Source organism: Nonomuraea sp. NPDC005692 (assembly GCF_040631115.1).
In the GTDB taxonomy this organism is placed as follows: domain Bacteria; phylum Actinomycetota; class Actinomycetes; order Streptosporangiales; family Streptosporangiaceae; genus Nonomuraea.
This window is the reverse complement of the sequence record NZ_JBEXYU010000001.1, coordinates 22,259-44,896: the sequence shown is the minus strand read 5'-3', so window position 1 is coordinate 44,896 and position 22,638 is coordinate 22,259. Positions and strand designations below refer to the sequence as shown.

The 22,638-nt window shown below is 71.7% G+C and carries 19 protein-coding genes; 13 read left to right on the top strand and 6 right to left on the bottom strand.

The window, feature by feature from the left end; genetic code table 11:
* The first annotated feature begins 80 nt into the window (after positions 1 to 80).
* The 3 genes from ABZ459_RS00195 to thrS all read left to right on the top strand — a co-directional run bounded on the left by ABZ459_RS00195 (position 81) and on the right by thrS (position 3,642).
* Positions 81 to 983: an LLM class F420-dependent oxidoreductase gene (locus ABZ459_RS00195; protein WP_357964122.1), complete on the top strand. Its 903-nt coding sequence runs from the start codon at positions 81 to 83 to the stop codon at positions 981 to 983.
* Between the two features lie 27 nt (positions 984 to 1,010).
* Entirely contained in the window at positions 1,011 to 1,616 is a 606-nt protein-coding gene (locus ABZ459_RS00190) for a glycoside hydrolase family 25 protein (RefSeq protein WP_357964120.1), read from the top strand.
* 64 nt (positions 1,617 to 1,680) lie between these two features.
* Entirely contained in the window at positions 1,681 to 3,642 is a 1,962-nt protein-coding gene (thrS, locus tag ABZ459_RS00185) for a threonine--tRNA ligase (protein ID WP_357964118.1), read from the top strand.
* Positions 3,643 to 3,756: 114 nt separating this feature from the next.
* On the opposite strand, the gene ABZ459_RS00180 is transcribed toward thrS, so the two are convergent.
* Positions 3,757 to 4,479 carry a PIG-L deacetylase family protein gene (locus ABZ459_RS00180; protein ID WP_357964116.1) on the bottom strand — a complete coding sequence of 241 codons (723 nt, stop codon included), beginning with the start codon at positions 4,477 to 4,479 and terminating at the stop codon, positions 3,757 to 3,759.
* Positions 4,480 to 4,562: 83 nt separating this feature from the next.
* Here ABZ459_RS00180 and ABZ459_RS00175 point away from each other — a divergent pair, with 83 nt between their 5' ends.
* The gene (locus tag ABZ459_RS00175) at positions 4,563 to 5,096 is read left to right on the top strand and encodes an HIT domain-containing protein (protein ID WP_357964114.1); all 534 of its coding nucleotides are present in this window, start codon (positions 4,563 to 4,565) and stop codon (positions 5,094 to 5,096) included.
* A gap of 176 nt (positions 5,097 to 5,272) precedes the next feature.
* The gene (locus ABZ459_RS00170; RefSeq protein WP_357964112.1) at positions 5,273 to 5,902 is read left to right on the top strand and encodes an MFS transporter; all 630 of its coding nucleotides are present in this window, start codon (positions 5,273 to 5,275) and stop codon (positions 5,900 to 5,902) included.
* Positions 5,903 to 6,100: 198 nt separating this feature from the next.
* Here the strand turns inward: ABZ459_RS00170 and ABZ459_RS00165 are convergent, their stop codons facing one another.
* From ABZ459_RS00165 to ABZ459_RS00155, 3 genes are all read right to left on the bottom strand, one after another.
* On the bottom strand, positions 6,101 to 6,640 hold the full coding sequence (locus ABZ459_RS00165; protein ID WP_357964110.1) for a GNAT family N-acetyltransferase: 540 nt from the start codon (positions 6,638 to 6,640) through the stop codon (positions 6,101 to 6,103).
* A 130-nt stretch (positions 6,641 to 6,770) separates the two neighbouring features.
* Positions 6,771 to 8,846, bottom strand: a complete 2,076-nt coding sequence (locus tag ABZ459_RS00160; RefSeq protein ID WP_357964109.1) for a hypothetical protein — start codon at positions 8,844 to 8,846, stop codon at positions 6,771 to 6,773.
* A 107-nt stretch (positions 8,847 to 8,953) separates the two neighbouring features.
* Entirely contained in the window at positions 8,954 to 9,853 is a 900-nt protein-coding gene (locus tag ABZ459_RS00155) for a branched-chain amino acid transaminase (protein ID WP_357964108.1), read from the bottom strand.
* Between the two features lie 90 nt (positions 9,854 to 9,943).
* On the opposite strand from ABZ459_RS00155, the gene ABZ459_RS00150 reads away from it, so the two are divergent.
* Positions 9,944 to 11,269, top strand: a complete 1,326-nt coding sequence (locus tag ABZ459_RS00150; protein ID WP_357964106.1) for a PLP-dependent aminotransferase family protein — start codon at positions 9,944 to 9,946, stop codon at positions 11,267 to 11,269.
* 78 nt (positions 11,270 to 11,347) lie between these two features.
* On the opposite strand, the gene ABZ459_RS00145 is transcribed toward ABZ459_RS00150, so the two are convergent.
* Together ABZ459_RS00145 and ABZ459_RS00140 are read right to left on the bottom strand one after the other, a co-directional pair.
* Entirely contained in the window at positions 11,348 to 12,871 is a 1,524-nt protein-coding gene (locus tag ABZ459_RS00145) for a family 10 glycosylhydrolase (protein ID WP_357964104.1), read from the bottom strand.
* A 190-nt stretch (positions 12,872 to 13,061) separates the two neighbouring features.
* Positions 13,062 to 15,212, bottom strand: coding sequence for an elongation factor G-like protein EF-G2 (locus ABZ459_RS00140; RefSeq protein ID WP_357964102.1), 2,151 nt, complete (start codon positions 15,210 to 15,212; stop codon positions 13,062 to 13,064).
* Between the two features lie 163 nt (positions 15,213 to 15,375).
* On the opposite strand from ABZ459_RS00140, the gene pgsA reads away from it, so the two are divergent.
* From pgsA to ABZ459_RS00105, 7 genes are all read left to right on the top strand, one after another.
* Positions 15,376 to 15,978 carry a phosphatidylinositol phosphate synthase gene (gene pgsA / locus ABZ459_RS00135; protein WP_357964100.1) on the top strand — a complete coding sequence of 201 codons (603 nt, stop codon included), beginning with the start codon at positions 15,376 to 15,378 and terminating at the stop codon, positions 15,976 to 15,978.
* The gene (locus ABZ459_RS00130) at positions 15,975 to 16,883 is read left to right on the top strand and encodes a phosphatidylinositol mannoside acyltransferase (protein WP_357964099.1); all 909 of its coding nucleotides are present in this window, start codon (positions 15,975 to 15,977) and stop codon (positions 16,881 to 16,883) included. The genes pgsA and ABZ459_RS00130 overlap by 4 nt, the downstream gene beginning before the upstream one ends.
* On the top strand, positions 16,880 to 18,010 hold the full coding sequence (locus tag ABZ459_RS00125) for a glycosyltransferase family 4 protein (RefSeq protein ID WP_352361402.1): 1,131 nt from the start codon (positions 16,880 to 16,882) through the stop codon (positions 18,008 to 18,010). The genes ABZ459_RS00130 and ABZ459_RS00125 overlap by 4 nt, the downstream gene beginning before the upstream one ends.
* Positions 18,011 to 18,042: 32 nt before the next feature.
* A complete protein-coding gene (locus tag ABZ459_RS00120; RefSeq protein WP_357964097.1) occupies positions 18,043 to 18,585 on the top strand; it encodes a hypothetical protein in 543 nt (180 codons plus the stop codon).
* A 79-nt stretch (positions 18,586 to 18,664) separates the two neighbouring features.
* The gene (locus ABZ459_RS00115) at positions 18,665 to 19,669 is read left to right on the top strand and encodes a DUF3048 domain-containing protein (protein WP_357964095.1); all 1,005 of its coding nucleotides are present in this window, start codon (positions 18,665 to 18,667) and stop codon (positions 19,667 to 19,669) included.
* 123 nt (positions 19,670 to 19,792) lie between these two features.
* Positions 19,793 to 20,698 (top strand): pyridoxal 5'-phosphate synthase lyase subunit PdxS, encoded by a 906-nt coding sequence (gene pdxS, locus ABZ459_RS00110; RefSeq protein WP_357964093.1) that lies wholly within the window; start codon positions 19,793 to 19,795, stop codon positions 20,696 to 20,698.
* 191 nt (positions 20,699 to 20,889) lie between these two features.
* A complete protein-coding gene (locus ABZ459_RS00105; protein ID WP_357964091.1) occupies positions 20,890 to 22,572 on the top strand; it encodes an alkaline phosphatase D family protein in 1,683 nt (560 codons plus the stop codon).
* Positions 22,573 to 22,638 lie beyond the last annotated feature (66 nt).

Here is a 22,638-nt window from a genome sequence, read left to right as displayed (position 1 = left end):
GCCCCCTTCGTACGGGTGAGCGCGCCCGGGAGCGTGGGAAGATACAGGCGCGTCTGCCTCCAGAATGGAGTTCTGTTTCCATGCGTTTCGGATATTTCCTGAATGAACGGCAAGGGCCCGACCCGCTCGGCGCGCTGCGCGACGAGATCGCCCAGGCGGCCGAGGACGGCTTCGCCTCCGCCTGGCTGTCCCACATCTTCGGCCTCGACGCCCTCACCGCGCTGGCCGTGGCCGGCGCCCAGGTGCCCGGCATCGAGCTCGGCACCTCCGTCGTGCCCACCTACCCGCGGCACCCGGCGGCCCTGGCCCAGCAGGCGATGACGGCCAACGCCGCGCTCGGCGGCCGCCTGGCGCTCGGCATCGGTCTGTCGCACCAGGTCGTCATCGAGCACATGTTCGGCCTCAGCTTCGAGCGTCCCTACCGCCACATGAAGGAGTACCTCGACGTGCTGCTCCCGGCCAGCCGGGGCGAGCAGGTCAAGGCGGCGGGCGAGACGATCAGGGCCGACGTGCGGCTCACCACGCCGGGCGCGGGCTTCCCGGTGCTCATCGCCGCCCTCGGCCCGCGCATGCTGAAGCTGGCCGGCACGGTGGCCGACGGCACGGTGTTGTGGATGACCGGCCCGAAGACGGTGGCCGAGCACGTCGCCCCGACCATCACCGCCGCCGCCGCGGAGGCGGGCCGCCCGGCGCCGCGGATCGTCTGCGCGCTGCCCGTCTGCGTCACCGACGACCCCGCCGCCGCGGTCGAGCGCGCCAACGAGATCTTCGCCGTCTACGGCACGCTGCCCTCCTACCGGGCCATGCTCGACCGCGAGGGCGCCGCCGGGCCCGGGAACGTCGCGGTCGTCGGCGACGAGGAGTCGGTGCTCGCCCAGCTCGAACGGCTGCGCCAGGCCGGGGTGACCGACTTCGTCGGCGCGACCTTCGCCGAGCGGGAACGCACCCGTGAGCTGCTCATCGGCGCGTCGAAGGGTTCATAGGGGGACATCTCAATAAACTCCCGCAAGATGAAGCGCTTGCTGCATGGCATAGACGTGTCGAACTGGCAGGGCTCCGTCGACTGGGCCGGTCATGCCGAGGCCGGGGTCTCCTTCGCCTTCGCCAAGGCCACCGAGGGCGGCGACTGGACCGACCGGTGGTTCGCCCGCAACTGGTCGGGAATGCGGGAGAGCTGGCTGGTGTGCGGCGCGTACCACTTCGCCAGGCCCAAGGGCGACCCGATCGAGCACGCCCGGCACTTCCTGGCGGTGCTCAGGTCGGCGGGCGGCCTGCGCAGGGGCGATCTGGTGGCGCTCGACCTGGAGACCGGCGACGGGCAGCGCCCGGAGCAGGTCGCCAGGTACGCGCGCCGCTGGTGCCACCACGTCGAGCGGCACGCCGGCCTGCGGCCCTTCATCTACACCTTCCACTGGTTCGCCCGCTCGGGGAACTGCGCCGGCCTGGCCGACTACCCGCTGTGGATCGCCTCCCCGGAGAGGCCGCGCGGCGAACCCCTCGTGCCGCCGCCGTGGCGCGACTGGACAATTCACCAATATGCCAGCAGTCCGCTCGACCGGAACCTCTTCCACGGCACCCGCCAGGACCTGACAAGGCTGGGGTTTCACCCGCGATAGCATCGGTGTTCACCATCGAACCAGCCTCGGTGCCGGGCATCGAGCGCGATCCAAGGGAGACACCGTGTCAGCCGAGCTACGCATCACCCTCGCCGGAGCCGAGCGTGTGGTCGCGGCCGGCACGACGGCCGGTGAGGCACTGGAGGCCGACGGCCGCACCGTCATCGCGGCCCGGGTCAACGGCGAGCCGCGCGACCTCGCCCACCCGCTGGCCCAGGACGACGTGGTCGAACCGATCGAGGTCTCCAGCGAGGACGGCCGGGCCATCGTCCGCCACTCCACCGCGCACGTCATGGCCCAGGCGGTGCAGGAGCTGTTCCCCGAGGCCAAGCTGGGCATCGGCCCGCCCGTGGAGAACGGCTTCTACTACGACTTCGACGTCAAGCAGGCGTTCAACCCCGACGACCTCAAGCGCGTCGAGAAGCGCATGCGGGAGATCGTCAAGCAGGGGCAGCTGTTCTCCCGCCGGGCCGTCAGCGACGAGCAGGCGCGCGAGGAGCTGGCCGGCGAGCCGTACAAGCTGGAGCTGATCGGGCTCAAGGGCGGCGCGGCCGACGAGGAGAGCGTCGAGGTCGGGGCCGGGCAGCTGACGATCTACGACAACCTCGACCCCAAGAGCGGCGAGCTGTGCTGGAAAGACCTGTGCCGGGGGCCGCACGTGCCCTCCACCCGGTCGATCCCGGCGTTCAAGCTCATGCGCTCCGGCGGCGCCTACTGGCGCGGCAGCGAGAAGAACCCGCAGCTCCAGCGCATCTACGGCACCGCCTGGGAGTCCCGCGACAAGCAGGACGAATACCTGAAGAGGCTGGAGGAGGCCGAGCGGCGCGACCACCGCAGGCTCGGCGCCGAGCTCGACCTGTTCTCCTTCCCCGACGAGCTGGGCTCTGGCCTGGCGGTCTTCCACCCCAAGGGCGGCGTGATCCGCAAGGTGATGGAGGACTACTCGCGGCGCAGGCACGAGGAGGCCGGCTACGAGTTCGTCAACACCCCGCACATCACCAAGGAGAGCCTCTACCAGGTCTCGGGCCACCTCGACTGGTACAAGGACGGGATGTTCCCGCCCATGGAGCTGGAGGGCGCCCGCTACTACCTCAAGCCGATGAACTGCCCGATGCACAACCTGATCTTCAGGGCGCGCGGGCGGTCCTACCGCGAGCTGCCGCTGCGGCTGTTCGAGTTCGGCACGGTCTACCGCTACGAGAAGTCCGGCGTGGTCCACGGCCTGACCCGGGTGCGCGGCCTGACCCAGGACGACGCCCACATCTACTGCAGCCGCGAGCAGATGCGCGACGAGCTGACCTCGCTGCTGCGCTTCGTCCTCGACCTGCTGCGCGACTACGGCCTGGAGGACTTCTACCTCGAGCTGTCCACCAAGGACCCGGAGAAGTTCGTCGGCTCCGACGAGGTGTGGGAGGAGGCCACCACGACGCTGCGCGAGGTGGCCGAGGCCGAGAACCTCCATCTGGTGATGGACCCGGGCGGCGCGGCCTTCTACGGGCCGAAGATCTCCGTCCAGGTGCGCGACGCCATCGGCCGCACCTGGCAGATGTCCACCATCCAGCTCGACTTCAACCTGCCCGAGCTGTTCGACCTGCAGTACCAGGCGGCCGACGGCTCCCGGCAGCAGCCGGTCATGATCCACCGGGCGCTGTTCGGCTCGGTCGAGCGCTTCTTCGGTGTCCTGGTCGAGCACTACGCCGGGGCGTTCCCCGCGTGGCTGGCGCCGGTGCAGGTGGTCGGCATCCCGATCGCCGACGCCCACGTGCCCTACCTCCAGGACGTCGCCAAGCGGCTGCGCGAGCGGGGCATCAGGGTCGAGGTCGACGCGGCCGACGACCGCATGCAGAAGAAGATCCGCAACGCGCAGAAGGCGAAGGTCCCGTACATGCTGCTGGCCGGTGACGACGACATCGCCAACGGCGCGGTGTCCTTCCGTTACCGCAACGGCGAGCAGAAGAACGGCGTGCCCGTCGAGGAGGCCATCGCCGAGATCGTCAACGCCGTGGAGCGCCGCGTCCAGGTGTGACCCGCCGGTCCCGGCCCGGCCGGGACCGGTGTTCCCTGACCCGCCGTCTCCGGCCGGGCCGGAAGCCTTCCCGGCCTGAGCTGTTCTCCGGGCGGCTCGGGCCCCGGCCGGAGGTCAGCGGGGGAACAGGCGGAAGGCTACTGCCGGACGGCCGCCGAAGCGTTCGCCGGCCTCCCGCGCGGAGCCCTCGATCAGCTCGCGGGCGTAGACCTCCGGGGCCTGGTCGGTGAGGGCCTCGATGTAGGCGCGGTGCTCCAGCAGCGACCGCACGCCCCGCTCCAGCCCGTCGGTGACGTCCACGGCGTGGGTGGGGGAGTTGGAGCCGGCGACGGCGACCCAGCGCACGCCGTTCCAGGGCGCGGCGTCGGTGTCAGGAAATATCCAGCGATTTCCGGCGTCTCCGGCGGCGTCCAGCACCGCCCGGCCCACGGCCCGGTGGTCGGGCGTGTTCCAGAACGTGCCGCCCCACGTGTCGTCGGGATTGAGGGTGATCACCAGCTCCGGGCGGTGCCTGCGGATGGCGGCGGCGATGTCCCTCCTGAGCGCCGTCCCGTACTCGACGACCCCGTCGGCGTGGTCGAGGAACTCCACGGTGGTCACCCCCACCACGGCGGCGCTGGCCTGCTCCTCGCGCTCGCGCACCGGCCCGCACGCGGCGGGGTCGAGGGTGTCGATGCCCGCCTCGCCGCGGGTGGCGATCAGGTAGGAGACCTCGCGCCCGGCGTCGGTCCAGGTGGCGACGGCGGCGGCGCAGCCGTACTCCAGGTCGTCGGGGTGGGCCACGACGGCCAGGGCGCGCTGCCAGTCGGCGGGCATGGGTTCGAGTCGCTGTGCCATGCCCACACCCTAGGCCCGCCGTCGAGGGCCGGGGATCACGCCGGAAGAGCGGGCCCTCCGCGCGGGGTCCTATGCTGCTTGGTATGCACGATCAGGCAGGGGCCGGGGCACCCGACAACTTCCAGCGACTGTGGACCCCGCATCGCATGGCCTACATCAAGGGCGAGAACAAGCCGACGGGCACCGGGCCGGGCGACGGCTGCCCGTTCGACGAGATCCCCCGGATGAGCGACGAGGACGGCCTGATCGTGGCCAGGGGAGAGGTCGTCTACGCCGTCCTCAACCTCTACCCGTACAACTCCGGCCACCTGATGGTCGTGCCCTTCCGGCATGTGTCCGGCTACGACGAGCTGACCCCGGCCGAGGTCGCCGAGCTGGGCGACTTCACCCAGCGGTCGCTGCGCGCGCTGCGCAAGGCCAGCGGCGCGCAGGGCTTCAACGTGGGCATGAACCTGGGCCAGGTCGCGGGCGCCGGCATCGCCGCCCACCTGCACCAGCACGTGGTGCCGAGGTGGGGCGGCGACACGAACTTCATGCCGGTCGTGGCGCAGACGAAGGTGCTGCCCCAGCTCCTGCACGACACCCGGCAACTCCTGGCCGACGCCTGGACGGACTAGGTCGTGTTCTAGGCGCAGCCACCACCCGGCACCGCCCCGACGAGCGCTGACCTCGCCGGGCTCCGAGCGTGCCCGGCTCCGAGCGCGTCGGGCTTGAGGCGTGCCGCGAGTGCGTCGGGCTTGAGGCGTGCCGCGAGCGCGTCCGGCTTGAGGCGTGCCCCCTGGTCTTCCTGCTAATGCCTGACTGGGAGCCGCACGGCCGCCGTCCCCTGCGGACGCTCTTCCGGTTCGGGCTGCTGCGCGGTCCCATCGGTGGGCTCACCCTGGCCACGACCCTGGCGAGCCTGGCCTTCGTGACCTTCACCAGCTCGATGCCCCTCTGGCTGGTCCGTGAGCACGGTGTGGCGGCAGACGCCGGGCTGCTCGGCTGGACGCTCGCCGTGTTCTCGCTGGCCGCGGGGCTTGGCGCGCTGCTCGGTGGCGTGCTCGCGCCGCGGGTCGGCCGCCGGCGCGCGCTGATCGGCTCGCTCGCCGCCGCGCCGGTGCCGCTGATCGCGATCGTGACGCTCGAACCGGGCGGCGTTCCCTACTTCCTCGCCGCCGCGCTGGCCGGCGCCCTGCTGTACGTCGGCAGCCCGGTCACCGTCGTCATCGCGCAGGATCTGGCGCCTGGCGAGCCGGCGAGCGCCGCGGGGATGGTTCTCGGGGTGTCCGCCGCTGCGGCGGGAGCGCTGTACGCGGCTCTGGGCTGGCTCCAGGAGGCCGTCGGGCTCGGCGTCGGCATGGTCACCGGCTTCGCGCTGGCCGTGCCCGCCGCGCTGGTCGTTCTCATGGTGCTGCGGCGTCACCTGCAGGCCGGACGCTGACCCGGCGCCCGCCGCGGTGCTCTGACCGCATGAAGCTGCCGCGGATCGTGCGGCGGGGCAACACGGGTTCGGCGCGCGATGACGCTGCCGGCCTCGGCCGGCCGGAACCATGTTCCGGTGATCGCCCAGCTGGTGCGGGCTGACAAGGAGACGCCCCCTCTCCGCCGCAGCCTGATCGGACGACCCTGGTGGAGAACGTCAGATGCTCGCACTTCGGGCGATGCGGTACAGCACGTTCGGACGCAGTGGCCCTTCGGGCTCGGTGGGGTCGTCGAAGTCGTCGGCCGGGTCCCGGGTCATGCCGATCCGGCGCATCACCGCCTGGGAACGAAGGTTGGTGGCGGTCGTGACAGCGAGGATCTCGGGAAGCTCAAGAGCGTCGAAGCCGTGGGCCAGGACTGTCAGCGCAGCCTCGGTGGCGTAGCCATGGCCCCAGGCCGAGCGGGCGAGCCGCCAGCCGATCTCCACTCCCGTGAACGGCATGTGGTCGTCCACTTCGTCCAAGCCTGCGAAGCCGATGAACTCGCCCGTGGCCTCCACCTCGACCGCCCACCACCCGTAGCCTCGCTGGTCGAACTCGGCCTGAAAGCGCGACACGGAGGCATCGCTCTGTTCGCGGGTGAGCAGGCCGCCCAAGTGCTCCCGTACCTCGGGATCGGCGTTCATGGCCGCCCACGGTTCAAGGTCGGAGTCACGCCATCGGCGCAGGACGAGACGATCGGTACGCAGTTCAGCCATGCGGGTCAGCCAACATGAGCTCTGGGCTCCCAGGCAATCGTTTTTTGCATGACACCGCCCCCAGAAACACAGGGCGCTCCCAGGGCGAACGGAGCGACCACCGATCCGGCGAACGTATGCGATCAGCGCGCTAGTCGGCCGTACGGGCCAGGTGGGCGGTGGCGGGTGCCTCGGCCGGCTGTTCGCGGCCGAGCGCGCCGATGCCCGCCGCGAGCAGCAGCGGCACGGCCAGCGCCAGAGCCATCGACAACACCGCGGCGCCCGAGTCGTTGACCAGCATCCCGATCACCCCGCTGACCATCGTGCCGATCAGGCCGGCCCGCAGGGCGGGGGAGTGGCGGAACGCCGCGGGCACCACGCCCGCGCTGGCCTGCTCGGGCCGCAGGATCGCGTAGACGAGGAAGGCCACGGCCGCGATCACGATGGGCATGAGGTTGGGGCTGAGCAGCGTGGCCAGCATGGCCTGGAGCTTGCGGAAGATCACCTCGAACGCCTCGCCGCTGAGCACCTGGCCCACGAACCTGCCCAGGTGCGTCTGCTCGTCGGGCGGACGCAGGTAGTTGAGCACGGCGAACGTCATCACGATCACCGCCCCGGCCACGCAGAACGCCCCCAGCTTCACGATCGAGACCCGCTTGCCGGCCACCAGTAGCGCGGTCACCGCGATGCCCGGCACGAACGCGATCACGCCGCCGAAGTCGCTGCCCATGCCCGAGCCGCCCAGCACCATCGCGAACGCCCCGAGCACCACGATCGCGGCCACCCCGAGCCGCCCCGGCCAGCGGTGGGCGATCACGGTGGTGGCCAGCAGCGTGCCGGTGGCCAGCAGCGCGAACGGGATGTTGCCCAGGCCGTAGTAGCGGGCCCCGACCTCGGCGCTGTAGCCCATGACGCTGTTGAGTTGCAACGTCGTGCCCGTCAGCAGGTCGCCGGCGAGCGTGAGCGCGGTGATGCCGGCCACCACGGCGAGCGGGCCGAGCGGACGGCGCCGCCAGGGCCCGCCGAAGGCCAGCGCGGTGACCGCGACGACCCAGCCCAGCACCCCGGCGACCAGTTGCGGCAGGGTCGACCAGGGCAGCAGGTTGACCAGGTAGCTGGACACCGGCAGGGCGGCCAGCGCGACCGCGGCCAGGCGTACCGGCGACAGGCCCCTGCGCCGCCGCAGCAGCAGGAACGCGACCACGTAGAACAGCACCTGCAACACCGCCACGACGGTGAAGTAGACGCCCTTGACCGACCGGATGGCCTGCGCGGTCGAGTCGGCCCGGCGCAGCCGGTCGATCGTCGCGCCGGCCTCGCCCACCTGCAGCGGCACCCCGACGACCGTGGCCGGCGCCGGCACGCCGAGCCGGGAGAGCACGGTCGCGGTCAGGTCGGGCAGGATCGAGATGTCGGCACGGCGGGTGGAGGCCGCGCCCAGCAAGCGCCCCTGCGCCCCCGGCTCACGCAGCGCGGCCACCCGCAGGTGGGGCACAGAACCATGGTCGGACAGGCCCGCGAGCAGCACGGTGGTGCCGGGCGGCAGGATCGACAGCAGCGCGCCGGCCTTGGCGTCGGCCAGGCGCAGCGCGTCGCGGCGCTCCTTGGGGCCGAGCTGCTCGGGCACCTTGGGCAGCTTGCCGCTGGCCAGGTAGGGGTGGACGAGGTCGTCGACGTCCATGGCGATCAGCGGGCACTGCTCCAGGTCGGCCGTGCGGACCTGGAGGGGGGAGGCGTGGTAGCGCTGCACCGCGCCCTGCCGGTCGGCCAGCCCGAGGGCGGCGCCCGGGCCGATCGCGATCGAGCACCGGCCCGCCGCCTTCAGCGCCTCGCCCAGCGTGCCGGCGTTGCGCTGCCCGGCCACGTCGATGAGGTAGCGGTAGTCGGGGATGGCCGCGCCCGCGCCCCGGGTCTCGGGGGCGGGAGGGGCGCCGCAGGCGTATCCGGCGGCCGATCTGGTGCCGGCCGACACCGTGAGCCAGCCGTCGTAGGGGCAGGTGATGTTGCTGACCGTGCGCACCGACAGCGAGCCGATCGCGCTGCCGCGCGTCAGCTCCCACAGGTTGGGCGCGTCGGCCTGGTTGACGTCGTCCCAGGCGAGACCGGAGACGCCGATGAGCGCCACCCTGCCCGCGCCGGGAGCCGAGCCGCCGGCCGTGGCCGTGCCCTGCAGGCCGAGCAGTACGGAACCGGCCAGAACGGCCAGCACCACGAGCGCGCGCCTCACCCCGACGACCTCCCGCGTTCGATGACGTCCGTGGCACGCTAGAGCACGTCGCGATCCGGCGCCACCGGTTCCCCTACCTTCTCACGGGCGGCGGCGGGCGCGGTCCGTCAGCCGCGCACGGGGGTCAGCCAGTGGCGGTAACGGTCGTCGCGCCCGTGCACGGCCGCCTCGTAGGCGTCGGCCAGCTTGCCGGTGACCGGCCCGGGGCCGCCGAACTCGCAGTGGTCGACCGCGCTGACGTGCACGATCCCGGCCGCCGTGCCGCAGACGAAGATCTCGTCGGCCGTGTACAGGTCGGTGCGCAGCAGATCCTCCCTGGTGACCGTCAGCCCGAGGTCGACGGCCAGCCGCGCGACGGTGTCCTGCGTGATGCCCTCCAGCGCGCCGGCGTGCGGCGGAGGCGTGGTCAGGACGCCGTCGCGCACGACGAAGACGTTGGCGCCGGTGCACTCGCTGACGTTGCCGGCCGCGTTCAGCAGCACCGCCTCGTCGAAGCCCGCCTGCATGGCCTCGGACTTGGCCATCACCGAGTTCAGGTAGGGGCCGGTGGCCTTGGCCGCGGTCGGCGTCACGCGGTGGTCGTTGCGCTGCCACGAGCTGGTCATCAGCCGCACGCCCGCCTCCAGCAGCGCGCCCCACTCCCACGACGCGATCGAGACCACCGTCGGGCAGCCGCGCGCCGCCACGCCCATCTCTCCGTAGCCGCGGTGGGCCAGGTGGCGGATGTAGCACGAGGACTGGCCGTTGGCCGCGACCGTGGCCAGCGTGGCCGCGCGCAGCTCGTCCAGCGTGTACGGCAGCGGCATCCCGATGATCCGCGCGCTGCGCGCCAGCCGCCGCAGATGCTCGTCCAGCCGGAACACCGCCGGGCCCTCGGGCGTGTCGAAGGCCCTGGTGCCCTCCAGCACGGCGGTGCCGTAGTGCAGGGCGTGCGTCAGGACGTGCACGCGGGCCTCGCCCCAGGGCACCAGCTCGCCGTCCATCCAGATGTGCTCGGCTTCGCGCATCGTGCCGCTCCTCTCCGTAAATGGCCGCCAACAATCACAAGATGTAGGCCAATTCATTGATAAGTGGCACAGTAACCGGATAATAGTGGCGTGGGAAGAGAAGAAAACCTTGTCACCCTGGTCCGCGACCGGCTCCGGCTCCACGAGGGCACGGCCAGCCGGCGACTCGCGGGCGCGCTGACCGACCTGGCCCAGACCGGCGCCATCGCCCCGGGCACCCGCCTGCCCTCCGAGCGCGACCTGGCCCAGGCGGTCGGGCTCAGCCGCGGGACGGTCGCCGCCGCCTTCAACACCCTGTGCGAGGAGGGCCTGTGCGAACGCCGGCACGGCAGCGGCACGTACGTGCTGGGCGTCCCGACGTTCGGCGGCCTGCTCCAGGGCGGCGCGGTGCTGGCCGACCTGTCGACCTCGGTCGTCCCCGACCCCTCGCACCTGGCGGTGCCCCCGCTGGACGCCGCGGCCCTGATGCGCGCGCCGAGCGGCCACGGCTACGACGCCATGGGCGACTCGCGGCTGCGCGCCGTGCTGGCCGCCCTGGACGCCGGGCCGCACCGCGAGATCCTGGTGACCTCGGGCGCCCAGCAGGGCATCGACCTGGCGGCCCGGGTGCTGCTGCGGCCCGGCGACCGCGTGCTGGTCGGCGACCCGGCCTACGGTGGCGCGCTCAGCGTGTTCCGGCGCGCCGGGGCCCACGCCGTGCCCGTGGACCTCACCGACCCCGACGCCGTGCGCGACGCGCTGGCCCGCCACCGTCCGGCCGCCGTGTACGCGCTGCCCGTGGACAACCCGACCGGCCGCGTGGCCGATCTGCGGCACGTGGCCGAGCTGGCCGCCGCGGCGGACGTCCCGCTGGTGGAGGACCGGACCCTCGCGCCCGTGGTGTTCGACGGCCGGACGCCGCCCGGGCCGCTGGCCCTGGCCCATCCGCACGGCACGGTGACGGTGGGCTCGTTGTCGAAGGTGTTGTGGGGCGGCCTGCGGGTGGGCTGGCTCACCGCCCCCGAGCCGCTGCTGGCCCGGCTGCTGGAGGCCAAGCTCGACGCCGACCTGGCCACCAGCGCCGTCTCCCAGCGGCTGGCCGCCGACCTCCTCGACGGCGACCCCGTGCCGGCCTGGCTGGCCGAGCTGGCCCGCCGCCGCGACCACTTCACCGCCGCGCTGTCCGCGCGCCTGCCGTCGTGGACCTGGTCACGCCCCCAGGGCGGCCTGTCGGTGTGGGCCCGCCTGCCGGGCGCCGACACCGACAGGTTCGCCGCCACCGCCCGCGAGCAGGGCGTGGCCGTCGCCCCTGGCTCACTGTTCTCCCCGGACGGCCGCCACCGCGACCGCCTGCGCCTCAGCTTCGCCCTGCCGCCCGCCCTCCTCGACCAGGCGGTCGCCGCCCTGGCCCGCGCGTGGGAGCGGACCGGCCGCTGAGCTGCCCGCCGCGAACACGGCGACGCCACGCCCGGATCCCGGGCGTGGCGTCGACGGAGGAGCGTGGCGGGACGGGACTCAGCCCTTGCCCACCTTCACCTTCACCGGCTTGCTCTCGTGGTGCTGCCGGTCGAGCGAGGTGATCAGGTACGTGCCCGGCTTGGCCGGGTACGACGCCGCCGTCACCACGGCCGCCAGGTTGCGGGCGTCGCTGGTGTGGCAGTCCTTGCCCGACTCCGGCACCCGGTACACCGCGTAGGCCCGCGCCCCCGCGGACGGCGTCCAGGAGACGGTGGAGCCGCTCACCTTGACGTCGGCCGGCTTGCCGGGGGCCTCGCCGCCGCGGTCCTCCATGATCGGCAGCAGCGCCGGACGGCTGTAGTGCTCCTTGGCCACCCGGTCGATCGCGCCGAGCGGGTTGGTCAGGAGCTGCTTGGCGCTGAAGTAGATGTCGCCGTCGACCTGCTCGTAGCGCCGGTTCACCGTCAGGTGCGCCGACAGCTCGCCCGGGTTGGCCCAGGCGGCGTTGGTCCTGGTGCCGACTTGGTAGAGCGCCTGGCCGATGTAGAGCTGGACGTCGGTGCCCTCGACCGCGCCCGCCCACCAGGCCGTCAGCGTCTTGTAGTCGGCCGCCTTGAAGCCGCGCGGCCAGTAGAGCTGCGGCGCGACGTAGTCGACCGTGCCGTCCTCGATCCAGGAGCGGGCGTCGGCGTAGATCGAGTCGTAGGCGGACATGCCGGCCGTGGCCGACCCGTCGGGGTCGTTGGACTTGTTGCGCCAGATGCCGAACGGGCTGATGCCGAACTTCACGTGGTTCTTCGTGTCGTGGACGGCCGCGTCGACCTTGGCCACCAGCTTGTTCACGTTGTGGCGGCGCCAGTCGGCCAGTTTCTGGTCCTTGCCGTACTTGGCGAAGGCCGCCTTGTCGTCGAACGTGCCGCCGCCCCCCGGATAGGGGTAGAAGTAGTCGTCGAAGTGCACGCCGTCGACGTCGTAGCGGCTGACCACGTCGGTGATGACCTTGGTGACGTGCTCGCGCACCTGCGGCAGGCCGGGGTTGTAGTAGAGGCCGCCGCCGTACTTGACCGTCCAGTCGCGGTGCTGCCGGGCCGGGTGGTTGGCCGGGAGCTTGGACAGGTCGGCGCTCTCGGCCGCGCGGTAGGGGTTGAACCAGGCGTGGAACTCCAGGTTGCGCTTGTGCGCCTCCTCGATGAGGAACGGGAGCGGGTCCCAGCCCGGGTCCTTGCCCGCGGTGCCCGTCAGGTACTGCGACCAGGGCTCCAGCGAGGAGCGGTAGAGCGCGTCGGAGGCGGGCCGGACCTGGACGAAGACGGCGTTGAGATTGCGCTTGACCGCGCTGTCGAGGATCTTGACGTACTCGGCCTTCTGGCGGGCCTGGCCGAGGCCGGCGCGCGAGGGCCAGTCGATGTTCTTGACCGTCGCGATCCACACCCCGCGCAGCTGGCGCTTGGGGTAGCGGGGGTCGGGCTTGCAGGCCGCCGTCGCCTCGGCGGTGGCGGGGGCGGTGGTCGTCGTCTTCTTGGTCGCCGCGGGGCTCTCGGTCGCACCGGGGCCGAACACGTAGGCGGCGCTGGTGGTCACGACCGCGAGGGCTGCAGCGGCTAGGAGTGGGCGTCCAGTTCGCATAGTGCAACCCAGTCTGGCAGCTGCTCCCGCGTGATCGGACCTGAAAAAAGAAATGCAGTCGTGATGCTTCTGTTACGAAACGGTAGGTGTGGTGATGAAACGTGCGGGCCGGGAGGGACATGGTGCCCTCCCGGCTCTGCGCCGCTCACTCCGTGGCCGCCACCTTGCTCGCCAGGTTCGGCGGCAGCGGCTCGTAGCGCAGGAACGTGCGCGTGAACGTGCCGGTGCCGTGCGACATCGAGCGCAGGTCGATGGCGTAGCGGGTGATCTCCAGCTCGGGCACCTCGGCCTTGACCAGCGTGCGCCCGGTGCCCACCGGCTCGGTGCCGAGCACGCGCCCGCGCCGCGAGGACAGGTCGGACATCACCGAGCCCACGTAGTCGTCGGCCACCAGCACCGACAGCTCGTCCACCGGCTCCAGCAGCAGGGTCGGGACCTTCGAGGCCGCCTCCTTCAGCGCGAGCTGCCCCGCGATCTGGAAGGCCATGTCGGAGGAGTCGACCGAGTGGGCCTTTCCGTCGTAGAGCGTCACGCGCACGTCCACCATGGGGTAGCCGGCCACCACGCCGCGCTCCATCTGGGCCCGCACGCCCTTCTCCACCGACGGGATGAACTGCCGGGGCACCACCCCGCCCACGATCTTGTCCACGAACTCGAACCCGCCGCCCGAGGGCAGGGGCTCGACCTCCAGGTGGCAGATCGCGTACTGGCCGTGGCCGCCGGTCTGCTTGACGTTGCGGCCCATCGCCTGGCACCTGCCGCCGAACGTCTCGCGCAGCGGCACCCGCAGCTCGATCCGCTCGACCTCGACGCCGTGCCGGTTGGCCAGGCGGTCGAGCAGCACGTCGGTGTGCGCCTCGCCCATGCACCACAGCACGAGCTGCCTGGTCTCGGCGTTGTTCTCCAGGCGCAGCGTCGGGTCCTCGGCCACCAGCCGGCCGAGCGCCTGGGCCAGTTTGTCCTCGTCGGCCTTCGACTTCGCCCTGATCGCCACCGGCAGCAGCGGATCGGGCATCTGCCAGGACGTCATCAGCAGCGGACGGTCGACCTCCGACAACGTGTCGCCGGTCTCGGCCCGCGACAGCTTGGCCACGGCCACGATGTCCCCGGCCGAGCCCTTGGCCGCCGGGCGCTGGGTCTTGCCGAGCGGGCTGGTCAGCGTGCCGATGCGCTCGTCGACGTCGTGGTCCTCGTGCCCGCGGTCGGCCAGACCGTGGCCGGAGACGTGCACGGTCATGTCCGGGCGCAGCGTGCCGGAGAAGACCCGGACGAGGCTGATGCGGCCCACGTACGGGTCGCTGGTGGTCTTGACGACCTCGGCCACGAGCGGGCCGTCGGGGTCGCACGCGATGCCGCCGACCGGCTTGCCGGACAGGTCGGTGATCTCGGGCATCGGGTGTTCCAGCGGCGAGGGGAAGCCCTGGGTCACCAGCTCCAGCAGCTCCGTCATGCCCACCGCGTGGCCGTTGCCCAGCCCGCTGCACAACACCGGGAAGAAGCTGCCGCGCGCGACCGCCTTCTCCAGGTCGCCCACCAGGACCTTGGTGTCGATGGGCTCGCCCTCCAGGTAGCGCTCCATTAGCGACTCGTCCTCGCTCTCCTGGATGATGCCCTCGATCAGCTCGCCGCGCCGCTCCTCGATCTGCGCCTCGTACTCGGCGCCCGGCTCCTTCTCGGTGCGGGCGCCGGTCGCGTAGTTGTAGAACTTCTGCGACAGCAGCCCGATCAGGCCGTTGACGTGCCCGTTGGTGATCACCGGCAGGTAGAGCGGCGCGACGCCGTCGCCGAAGACGTCTTGGCAGGTGACCAGCACGTCGTCGAAGTCGGCGCGCTGGTGGTCGATCTTGGTGATCACCACCGCCCTGGGCATGGCGACCTGGGCGCACTCCTCCCAGAGCATCTGCGTGAGCCCGTCGATCCCCTCGGAGGCCGACACGACGAACAGGGCGGCGTCGGCGGCGCGCAGCCCGGCGCGCAGGTCGCCGACGAAGTCGGCGTAACCCGGGGTGTCGAGCAGGTTGATCTTGATGCCGTTGTGCACGAGCGGCGCCAGAGCCAGGTTGACCGACCGCTGCTGGCGCACCTCGACCTCGTCGAAGTCGCTGACCGTGTTGCCGTCCTCCACCCGGCCCGGCCGCTGGACGATGCCCGTCGCCGCGAGCAGCTGCTCGACCAGGGTGGTCTTGCCCGCTCCTGAGTGGCCGACCAGCACGACGTTGCGTATCGCATCCGCCCTGTCGGCCGTGGGTGCCCTGCCCGCGGCTCCCATGGCTCCGCCGGAGTTCCTATCCGCCACTTCGCCTCCCACGTCGTCGGTGCATCCAACGCCGCGCCCGCGCGGAGGGTGTCAGGAACCGCATGGACGCGGTGTGTTCACCAAATACCCCTGTGGCGAATATCACAAGGGGTGCGGGGCAAAGAAAGTGGCCGCTCACGCGATGGCCTACGATCGGACCGCGATGCTCAAACTCCTGCGACCGGCCATGACCCGGATACTCACCCCGCTGGGCAGGGCTCTCGTCGGCCGCGGGATCGGCCCGAACGCCGTCACGGCGATCGGCACCCTCGGCACGGTGATCTCCGCCCTGCTCCTGTTCCCGCTGGGCCGGCTGGCCTGGGGGGCGCTGCTCATCACCGTCTTCGTGCTGTTCGACCTGCTCGACGGCGTCGTGGCCCGGCTCGGCGGCAAGGGGGGCACCGTCTGGGGCGCCTTCCTCGACTCCACGCTCGACCGGGTGGCCGACGCCGCCATCTTCGCCGGCCTGATCCTCTACTTCGTCGCCGCGGGCGACACGCTGATGGCCGGCGTGACGCTGGCCTGCCTCGTCGCCGGGTCCCTGGTCTCCTACGCCAAGGCCAGGGCCGAGGGCCTCGGGCTCACGGCGGACGTGGGGCTGGCCGAGCGTCCTGAGCGGCTGGTCGTGGCCCTGGTCGCGACCTTCTTCTCGGGGATCGGGGTGCCGTACGTGCTGCCGCTCGGGATGTGGCTGCTGGCGGCGGCCTCCACCATCACCGTCGTGCAGCGGGTCGTGCACGTCCACCGGCAGACGAGGGAGCGATGAGCGAGAAGACCTCCATCGGCGACCGCATCGTGGCGGCGGGCTTCGCGGCGGGCTGGAAGCTGGTCCCGCTGCTGCCCGAGCGGCCCACGGCGGCCGTCTTCCGCCTCCTGGCCGACCGGGTGTGGCGCAAGCGCGGCAAGTCCGTGCGCCGCCTGGAGTCCAACCTGGCCAGGGTCACCGGCATCGACGCCGGCAGCGCGGAGCTGCGCGAGCTGAGCAGGGCCGGCATGCGCTCCTACTTCCGCTACTTCCACGAGGTCTTCCGCCTGCCCTCGATCCCGCGACCGGAGATCGTCCGGCGCACCCACGTCATCGGGGCCGAGCACATCCACGACACCCTGGCCACGGGCCGGGGCGTGGTGCTGGCCCTGCCGCACATGGGCAACTGGGACGCGGCGGGCGCCTGGCTGGTCGGCGTCGGCCACCCGTTCACCACGGTCGCCGAGCGGCTGCGGCCCGAGTCGCTGTTCCGCCGCTACGTCGCCTTCCGCGAGGGGCTCGGCATGGAGGTGCTGCCGCTCACCGGCGGCGACGGCCACAACTTCGGCACCCTCGCCGGCCGCGTGCGCAAGGGCGGCGTGGTCTGCCTGCCCGCCGAGCGCGACCTGACCAAGAGCGGCATCGAGGTGCGCTTCTTCGGCGCCACCACCAAGGTGCCGGCCGGGCCGCCGCTGCTGGCCGTCCAGACCGGCGCCGCGCTGCTGCCGGCCACCGTCTACTTCGTGGGCGACGACTGGGGCATCCACATCCACGAGGAGATCCCGGTGCCCGCCGAGGGCACCCGGCAGGAGAAGGTGGCGGCCGTCGCCCAGGCCATGACGGACGTCTTCGAGAAGGGCATCGCCGAGCACCCGGAGGACTGGCACATGTTGCAGCGGCTCTGGCTGGAGGACCTGCCGAGATGAAGGTCGGCATCGTCTGCCCCTACTCCTGGGACATGCCCGGCGGGGTCAAACAGCACATCGACGACCTGGCCCAGGCGCTCATGGCGCAGGGGCACGAGGTCTCGGTCATCGCGCCCGCCGCCGACGACGACGAGCTGCCCCCGTACGTGACGGGCGCCGGCCGGGCGGTGCCGGTGCCCTACAACGGGTCGGTGGCCCGGATGTCGTTCGGGTTCCTGTCGGCCGCGCGGGTGCGGCGCTGGGTGCGTACGGGCGACTTCGACGTGCTGCACATCCACGAGCCGCTGATCCCGAGCCTCGGCGTGCTGGCCTGCTGGGCGGCCAAGGGGCCGATCGTGGCCACCTTCCACGCCTCCTTCACCCGCTCGCGCGCCATCGCGGTGGCCGAGCCGCTGCTGCGCAGCGCGCTGGAGAAGCTGAGCGGCCGCATCGCGGTCTCCGACGCGGCGCGCAAGAGCCTGGTCGAGCAGTTCGGCGGCGACACCGTGCTGATCCCCAACGGGGTGACCGTGGCCCGCTACACCGAGGCCGAGCCGCTGCCCGGCTGGGGCCCCGACGGCGCCACGATCGGCTTCCTCGGCCGCATGGACGAAGAGCGCAAGGGCCTGCCGATCCTGCTCGACGCCTTCAACGCGCTGGCCGCCGAGCGTCCCGGCCTCAAGCTGCTCATCGCCGGGCCCGGCGACGCCAAAGACGTCTACGACAAGGTGCCCAAGCCCTTCCACGAGCGGGTGACCGTGCTCGGCATGGTGAGCGAGGCCGACAAGATCCGCGCCTACCACTCGGTCGACGTGTTCTGCGCCCCCAACACCCGGGGCGAGAGCTTCGGCATCGTGCTGGCCGAGGCCATGGCCTCGGGGGCGACGGTGCTGGCCAGTGACATCCCGGCCTTCCGCAAGGTGCTGGGCGAGGGGCAGGCCGGCGCGCTGTTCGCCAACGGCGACGCCGCCTCCCTCGCCCGCGAGGCCGCCGCGCTGCTCGACGCCCCCGAGCGGCGCGCCAAGCTGGCCGCCGAGGCGCTGGTGGCGGTCAGGAAGTACGACTGGTCCACGGTCGCCCGCGACGTGGTGCGCGTCTACGAGACGGTGACCACCAGCGGCGCCGGCCGGGTGGAGGAGGACCTGTGACCGTCTGCCGAGAGCTCCTGTAGGGATCCGCTGTGACATCCACCATGATCGTGCTGATCGTGGGCATCGTCGTCGTGCTCACGGCCGTCTACATCTCCTGGCGTGCGGGCCGGCTCGACCGCCTGCACATCCGGCTCGAACTGGCCCGCGAGGCACTGGACGCCGCGCTCATGCGGCGCCGGGCCGTGGTGCTCGAACTGGCCGGCTCGCGGCTGCTCGACCCCGCGACCTCGCTGGTGCTGGCCGCCGCCGCCCACGAGGCCAGGATCGCCGGGCCCGAGGAGCGCGAGCACGCCGAGAGCGACCTGTCGCGGGCCCTGCGGGCCGCGGCCGACCAGGAGCGCTTCAGGGAGAAGCTGGCCGAGGCGCCCGGCGGCGGCGACCTGCTGGAGGAGCTCGACGCGGCGGTGGCCAAGGTCGTCTACTCGCGCCGCTTCTACAACAACGCGGTCGGGGTCACCCGTACGGCGCAGCGGCGCTGGCTGGCCCGGATGCTGCGGCTGGCCGGGCATACCGAGTTCCCGGAATTCTTCGAGATCGATGACAATCCGCCCGCAACTATGTCGCCTGAATGACCAAATGTGGGGAGGCCGGTAAGCTTCTCCCGATTTCTGGGCAAAGGCGAGGAGTTGTTGCAAGGTGCGGCTATCCCGGATGATCTCGGTGACTCTGGCAGGGGCGGCCGTGCTCGGGCCCGTCGCGGCCTGCTCGTCCGACGAGCCCCCCGCGTCCGGCAAGGCGCCGCAGGCGGCCACCGCCGCCCCCTCCGAGGAGCCCACCGAGCAGGCCGAGGGGCACCCGTTCACCGGGCAGCCCTACGAGGAGCTCAAGCCGGTGCTCGCGGTGAAGATCGAGAACACCGCCGCGGGCAAGCCCCAGATGGGGCTCAAGAGCGCGGACGTCGTCTACGTCGAGCAGGTCGAGGCCGGCCTGACCCGGCTCATGGCGATCTTCTCCTCGAAGATCCCGGCCAAGGTGGGCCCGGTGCGCAGCGCCCGCATCTCCGACCTGCACATCGTCCCGCAGTTCGGCAAGCCGGCGTTCGCCTACTCCGGCGCGCAGACCAAGATGTTGCCGTTCATCGCCAAGGCCCCGCTGTACGACGTGGGCGACACCCGCAACCCCGGCGCCTACTTCCGCCAGCCGGGCCGCTACGCCCCCTACAACCTGTTCGCCAACACCAAGAAGCTGCTGTCTGGCGCCCCCAAGGCCACCGAGGCCAAGGACATCGGCTTCACCTTCGGCGACGCGCCCGCCGAGGGCGGCGTGGACAAGAAGTCGTACACCGTCAGGTGGCCCGCGGCGCGCTTCACCTTCGCCTGGTCGGAGGCCAAGAAGCAGTGGCTGATCTGGCAGGACGGCAAGAAGGACATGGCGGCCGAGGGCGGCCAGCTCGGCGCGCCCACGATCGTCGTGCAGTACACCAAGACCGAGCGTTCGCAGTTCCACGACTTCCACCAGAGCTACACCCCGCTCGTGCACACCACCGGCAAGGGCAAGGCCGTCGTGCTGCGCGACGGCAAAGCCTACGCGGCCAACTGGGAACGGGAATCGGAGGAGACCGGTACGACGTTCACCACTGAGAGCGGCGAGCCGATGAACTTCGCCCCCGGCCAGGTCTGGGTCGCGCTCGCCAGCCGCAAGCCCGTCACCCCTTGATGACCGTTCTGTATAACTTGAGCGGCAAATCCTGACATCGTGGCATGTCGGGGGAGGGGTCCATCAGGACCTACGATGGGTTTGATAACTTACCGTCCGCCCTGAGAGCCCGTGAGGAAGACCGTGTCCAGCACGCCTGAAAGCACCCCCGTCACCGGAACGGCCCGCGTCAAGCGCGGCATGGCCGAGATGCTCAAGGGTGGCGTCATCATGGACGTCGTCACCCCGGAGCAGGCCAAGATCGCTGAGGATGCCGGCGCCGTCGCCGTCATGGCCCTTGAGCGTGTGCCCGCCGACATCCGCGCCCAGGGCGGCGTGTCCAGGATGAGCGACCCCGACATGATCGACGGCATCATCGCCGCCGTGTCGATCCCCGTCATGGCCAAGGCCCGCATCGGCCACTTCGCCGAGGCCAAGGTCCTGCAGTCGCTCGGCGTCGACTACGTCGACGAGTCCGAGGTGCTCACCCCGGCCGACTACGCCAACCACATCGACAAGTGGCAGTTCACCGTGCCCTTCGTCTGTGGCGCCACCAACCTGGGCGAGGCCCTGCGCCGCATCACCGAGGGCGCGGCCATGATCCGCTCCAAGGGCGAGGCCGGCACCGGCGACGTCTCCAACGCCGTCACCCACATGCGCACGATCCGTGGTGAGATCAAGCGCCTCACCTCGCTGCCCGAGGACGAGCTCTACGTGGCCGCCAAGGAGCTGCAGGCCCCCTACGAGCTGGTCGCCGAGGTCGCCAGGAGCGGCAAGCTGCCGGTCGTGCTGTTCACCGCGGGCGGCATCGCCACCCCGGCCGACGCCGCCATGATGATGCAGCTCGGCGCCGAGGGCGTGTTCGTCGGCTCGGGCATCTTCAAGTCGGGCGACCCGGCCAAGCGCGCCGCGGCCATCGTCAAGGCCACCACGTTCTACGACGACGCCGACGTCGTCGCCAAGGTCTCGCGCGGTCTCGGCGAGGCCATGGTCGGCATCAACGTCGACGAGATCCCGCAGCCGCACCGGCTGGCCGAGCGCGGCTGGTGAACCGGCGCGTCGCCGCAGGTCGGCGGCCCGCCGTAGGTCCATGATCGTCGTGTGACGATGAAAAGCTTCGTAAGAGGCGGCATTCGCGAAGGATGTCGCCTCTTTCGTGTTGTCCGCGGTTCACCGGCCTGTCATGCGACTCGGTCAGGCTACGGGCGTCCCTCACCCTTGATCGTCCCGAGGAGCGCACCGTGTCCAAGCTGAACCGCCGGCATTTCCTGGTCACCGGCCTGGCGGCCGGCGCCGCCGCGGCGATCCCCGCCACGTCGGCGAGCGCCGAGCCCGACCCCGCCGCAGACACCGCGCAGGCACTGGCCTCGCGCGGGCTGTCGACCGACCCGTTCACGCTCGGCGTGGCCTGCGGCGACCCCGACCACGAGGGATTCGTGCTGTGGACCAGGCTGGCCCAGCGGCCGCTGGCCGAGGACGGTTTCGGCGGCATGCCGCAGCGCCCGTTCCCGGTGCAGTGGCAGGTCTACGCCGACGAGCGCGGGCGCCGCGTCGTCCGGTCGGGGGTGGCCGTCGCCGTGCCGGAGTGGGGGCACAGCGTGCACGTCGAGGTCGACCGGCTGAGCTCGGACCGGGACTACTGGTACCGCTTCCGCGTCGGCCCGTACGTCTCGCCCATGGGGCGGGCGCGCACGGCCCCGCACCCGCTGTCCTACGGCGGCGCGCTGTCGATGGCCTTCGTCTCCTGCGCCCAGTACGAGCACGGCTGGTTCACCTCCTACCGCAGGCTGGCCGAGGAGAACCCGGACCTGGTCCTGCACCTGGGCGACTACCAGTACGAGTACACCAAGGACACCTACACCATCCCGGGCGGCAACGTCCGCGACCACGAGGGCCCCGAGACCGAGACCCTGGCCGGCTACCGCCAGCGGCACGCCCAGTACAAGGCCGACCCCGACCTGCAGGCCGCGCACGCCGCCGCGCCCTGGCTGGTCGTCTGGGACGACCACGAGCTGGACAACAACTGGGCCGACGAGGTGCCGGAGAAGCCGGAGGTGCCCCAGCCGGACTTCCTGGCCCGCCGCGCCGCCGCCTTCCGCGCCTACTACGAGAACATGCCGCTGCGCCGCACCTCGATCCCGCGCGGCATCGACATGCAGCTCTACCGGCGGATCCAGTGGGGCCGGATGGCCACCTTCCACATGATGGACACCCGCCAGTACCGCGACGACCAGGGCTGCGGCGACGGCTACCGCGACTGCCCGGCCGCGATCGACCCGGCGCGCTCGATCACCGGCGCGGCGCAGGAGCAGTGGCTGATCGAGGGCTTCCACCGCTCGCGCGCCCAGTGGGACATCCTGGGCCAGCAGGTGTTCTTCGCCCAGCGCGACAACAACGCCGGCCCCGCCAAGATCACCTCGATGGACGCCTGGGACGGCTACGTCGCCTCCCGACGGCGCATCACCCAGGGCTGGGTGGACGCCGAGGTCCGCAACCCGGTGGTGCTGACCGGCGACGTGCACGCCCACTGGGCCAGCGACCTCAAGCTCGACTACGACGACCCGACCGGGCCCACCGTGGGCTCCGAACTCGTGGCCACCTCCATCACCACGGGCGGCGACGGCGCGGACTCCGATCCGGCGACGCATCCGTACCTGACGATCAACCCGCACCTGAAGTTCTACAACAACCAGCGCGGCTACGTGCTGACGAAGATCGAGCGCGACCTGCTCACGGCCGACTTCAAGGTCGTGCCGCAGGTGCGCGAGCCTGGGGCGCAGGCGTACACGCGGGCGACGTTCGTGGTGGAGGACCGGGTGCCGGGGGTGCGGCAGACGTACCTGCGGCCGCTGGACCCGGCGATCGGCGCCAGGAAGCAGGTGACGGTGGAGGACACCGTCCGGCTGGAGACCGAACGCCCGTAGCCCTGAGGCAGGCGGCGTCCACGGGGGATGGGACGCCGCCTTTTCTTCGCCCGGAATATTAGCCAG

Coding starts and splice junctions, on each gene's coding strand:
- ABZ459_RS00195 (WP_357964122.1), top strand. CDS start 81: ATGCGTTTCGGATATTTCCTGAATGAACGGCAAGGGCCCGACCCGCTC.
- ABZ459_RS00190 (WP_357964120.1), top strand. CDS start 1,011: ATGAAGCGCTTGCTGCATGGCATAGACGTGTCGAACTGGCAGGGCTCC.
- ABZ459_RS00180 (WP_357964116.1), bottom strand. CDS start 4,479: ATGGCACAGCGACTCGAACCCATGCCCGCCGACTGGCAGCGCGCCCTG.
- ABZ459_RS00175 (WP_357964114.1), top strand. CDS start 4,563: ATGCACGATCAGGCAGGGGCCGGGGCACCCGACAACTTCCAGCGACTG.
- ABZ459_RS00170 (WP_357964112.1), top strand. CDS start 5,273: ATGCCTGACTGGGAGCCGCACGGCCGCCGTCCCCTGCGGACGCTCTTC.
- ABZ459_RS00165 (WP_357964110.1), bottom strand. CDS start 6,640: ATGGCTGAACTGCGTACCGATCGTCTCGTCCTGCGCCGATGGCGTGAC.
- ABZ459_RS00155 (WP_357964108.1), bottom strand. CDS start 9,853: ATGCGCGAAGCCGAGCACATCTGGATGGACGGCGAGCTGGTGCCCTGG.
- pgsA (WP_357964100.1), top strand. CDS start 15,376: ATGCTCAAACTCCTGCGACCGGCCATGACCCGGATACTCACCCCGCTG.
- ABZ459_RS00130 (WP_357964099.1), top strand. CDS start 15,975: ATGAGCGAGAAGACCTCCATCGGCGACCGCATCGTGGCGGCGGGCTTC.
- ABZ459_RS00125 (WP_352361402.1), top strand. CDS start 16,880: ATGAAGGTCGGCATCGTCTGCCCCTACTCCTGGGACATGCCCGGCGGG.
- ABZ459_RS00115 (WP_357964095.1), top strand. CDS start 18,665: ATGATCTCGGTGACTCTGGCAGGGGCGGCCGTGCTCGGGCCCGTCGCG.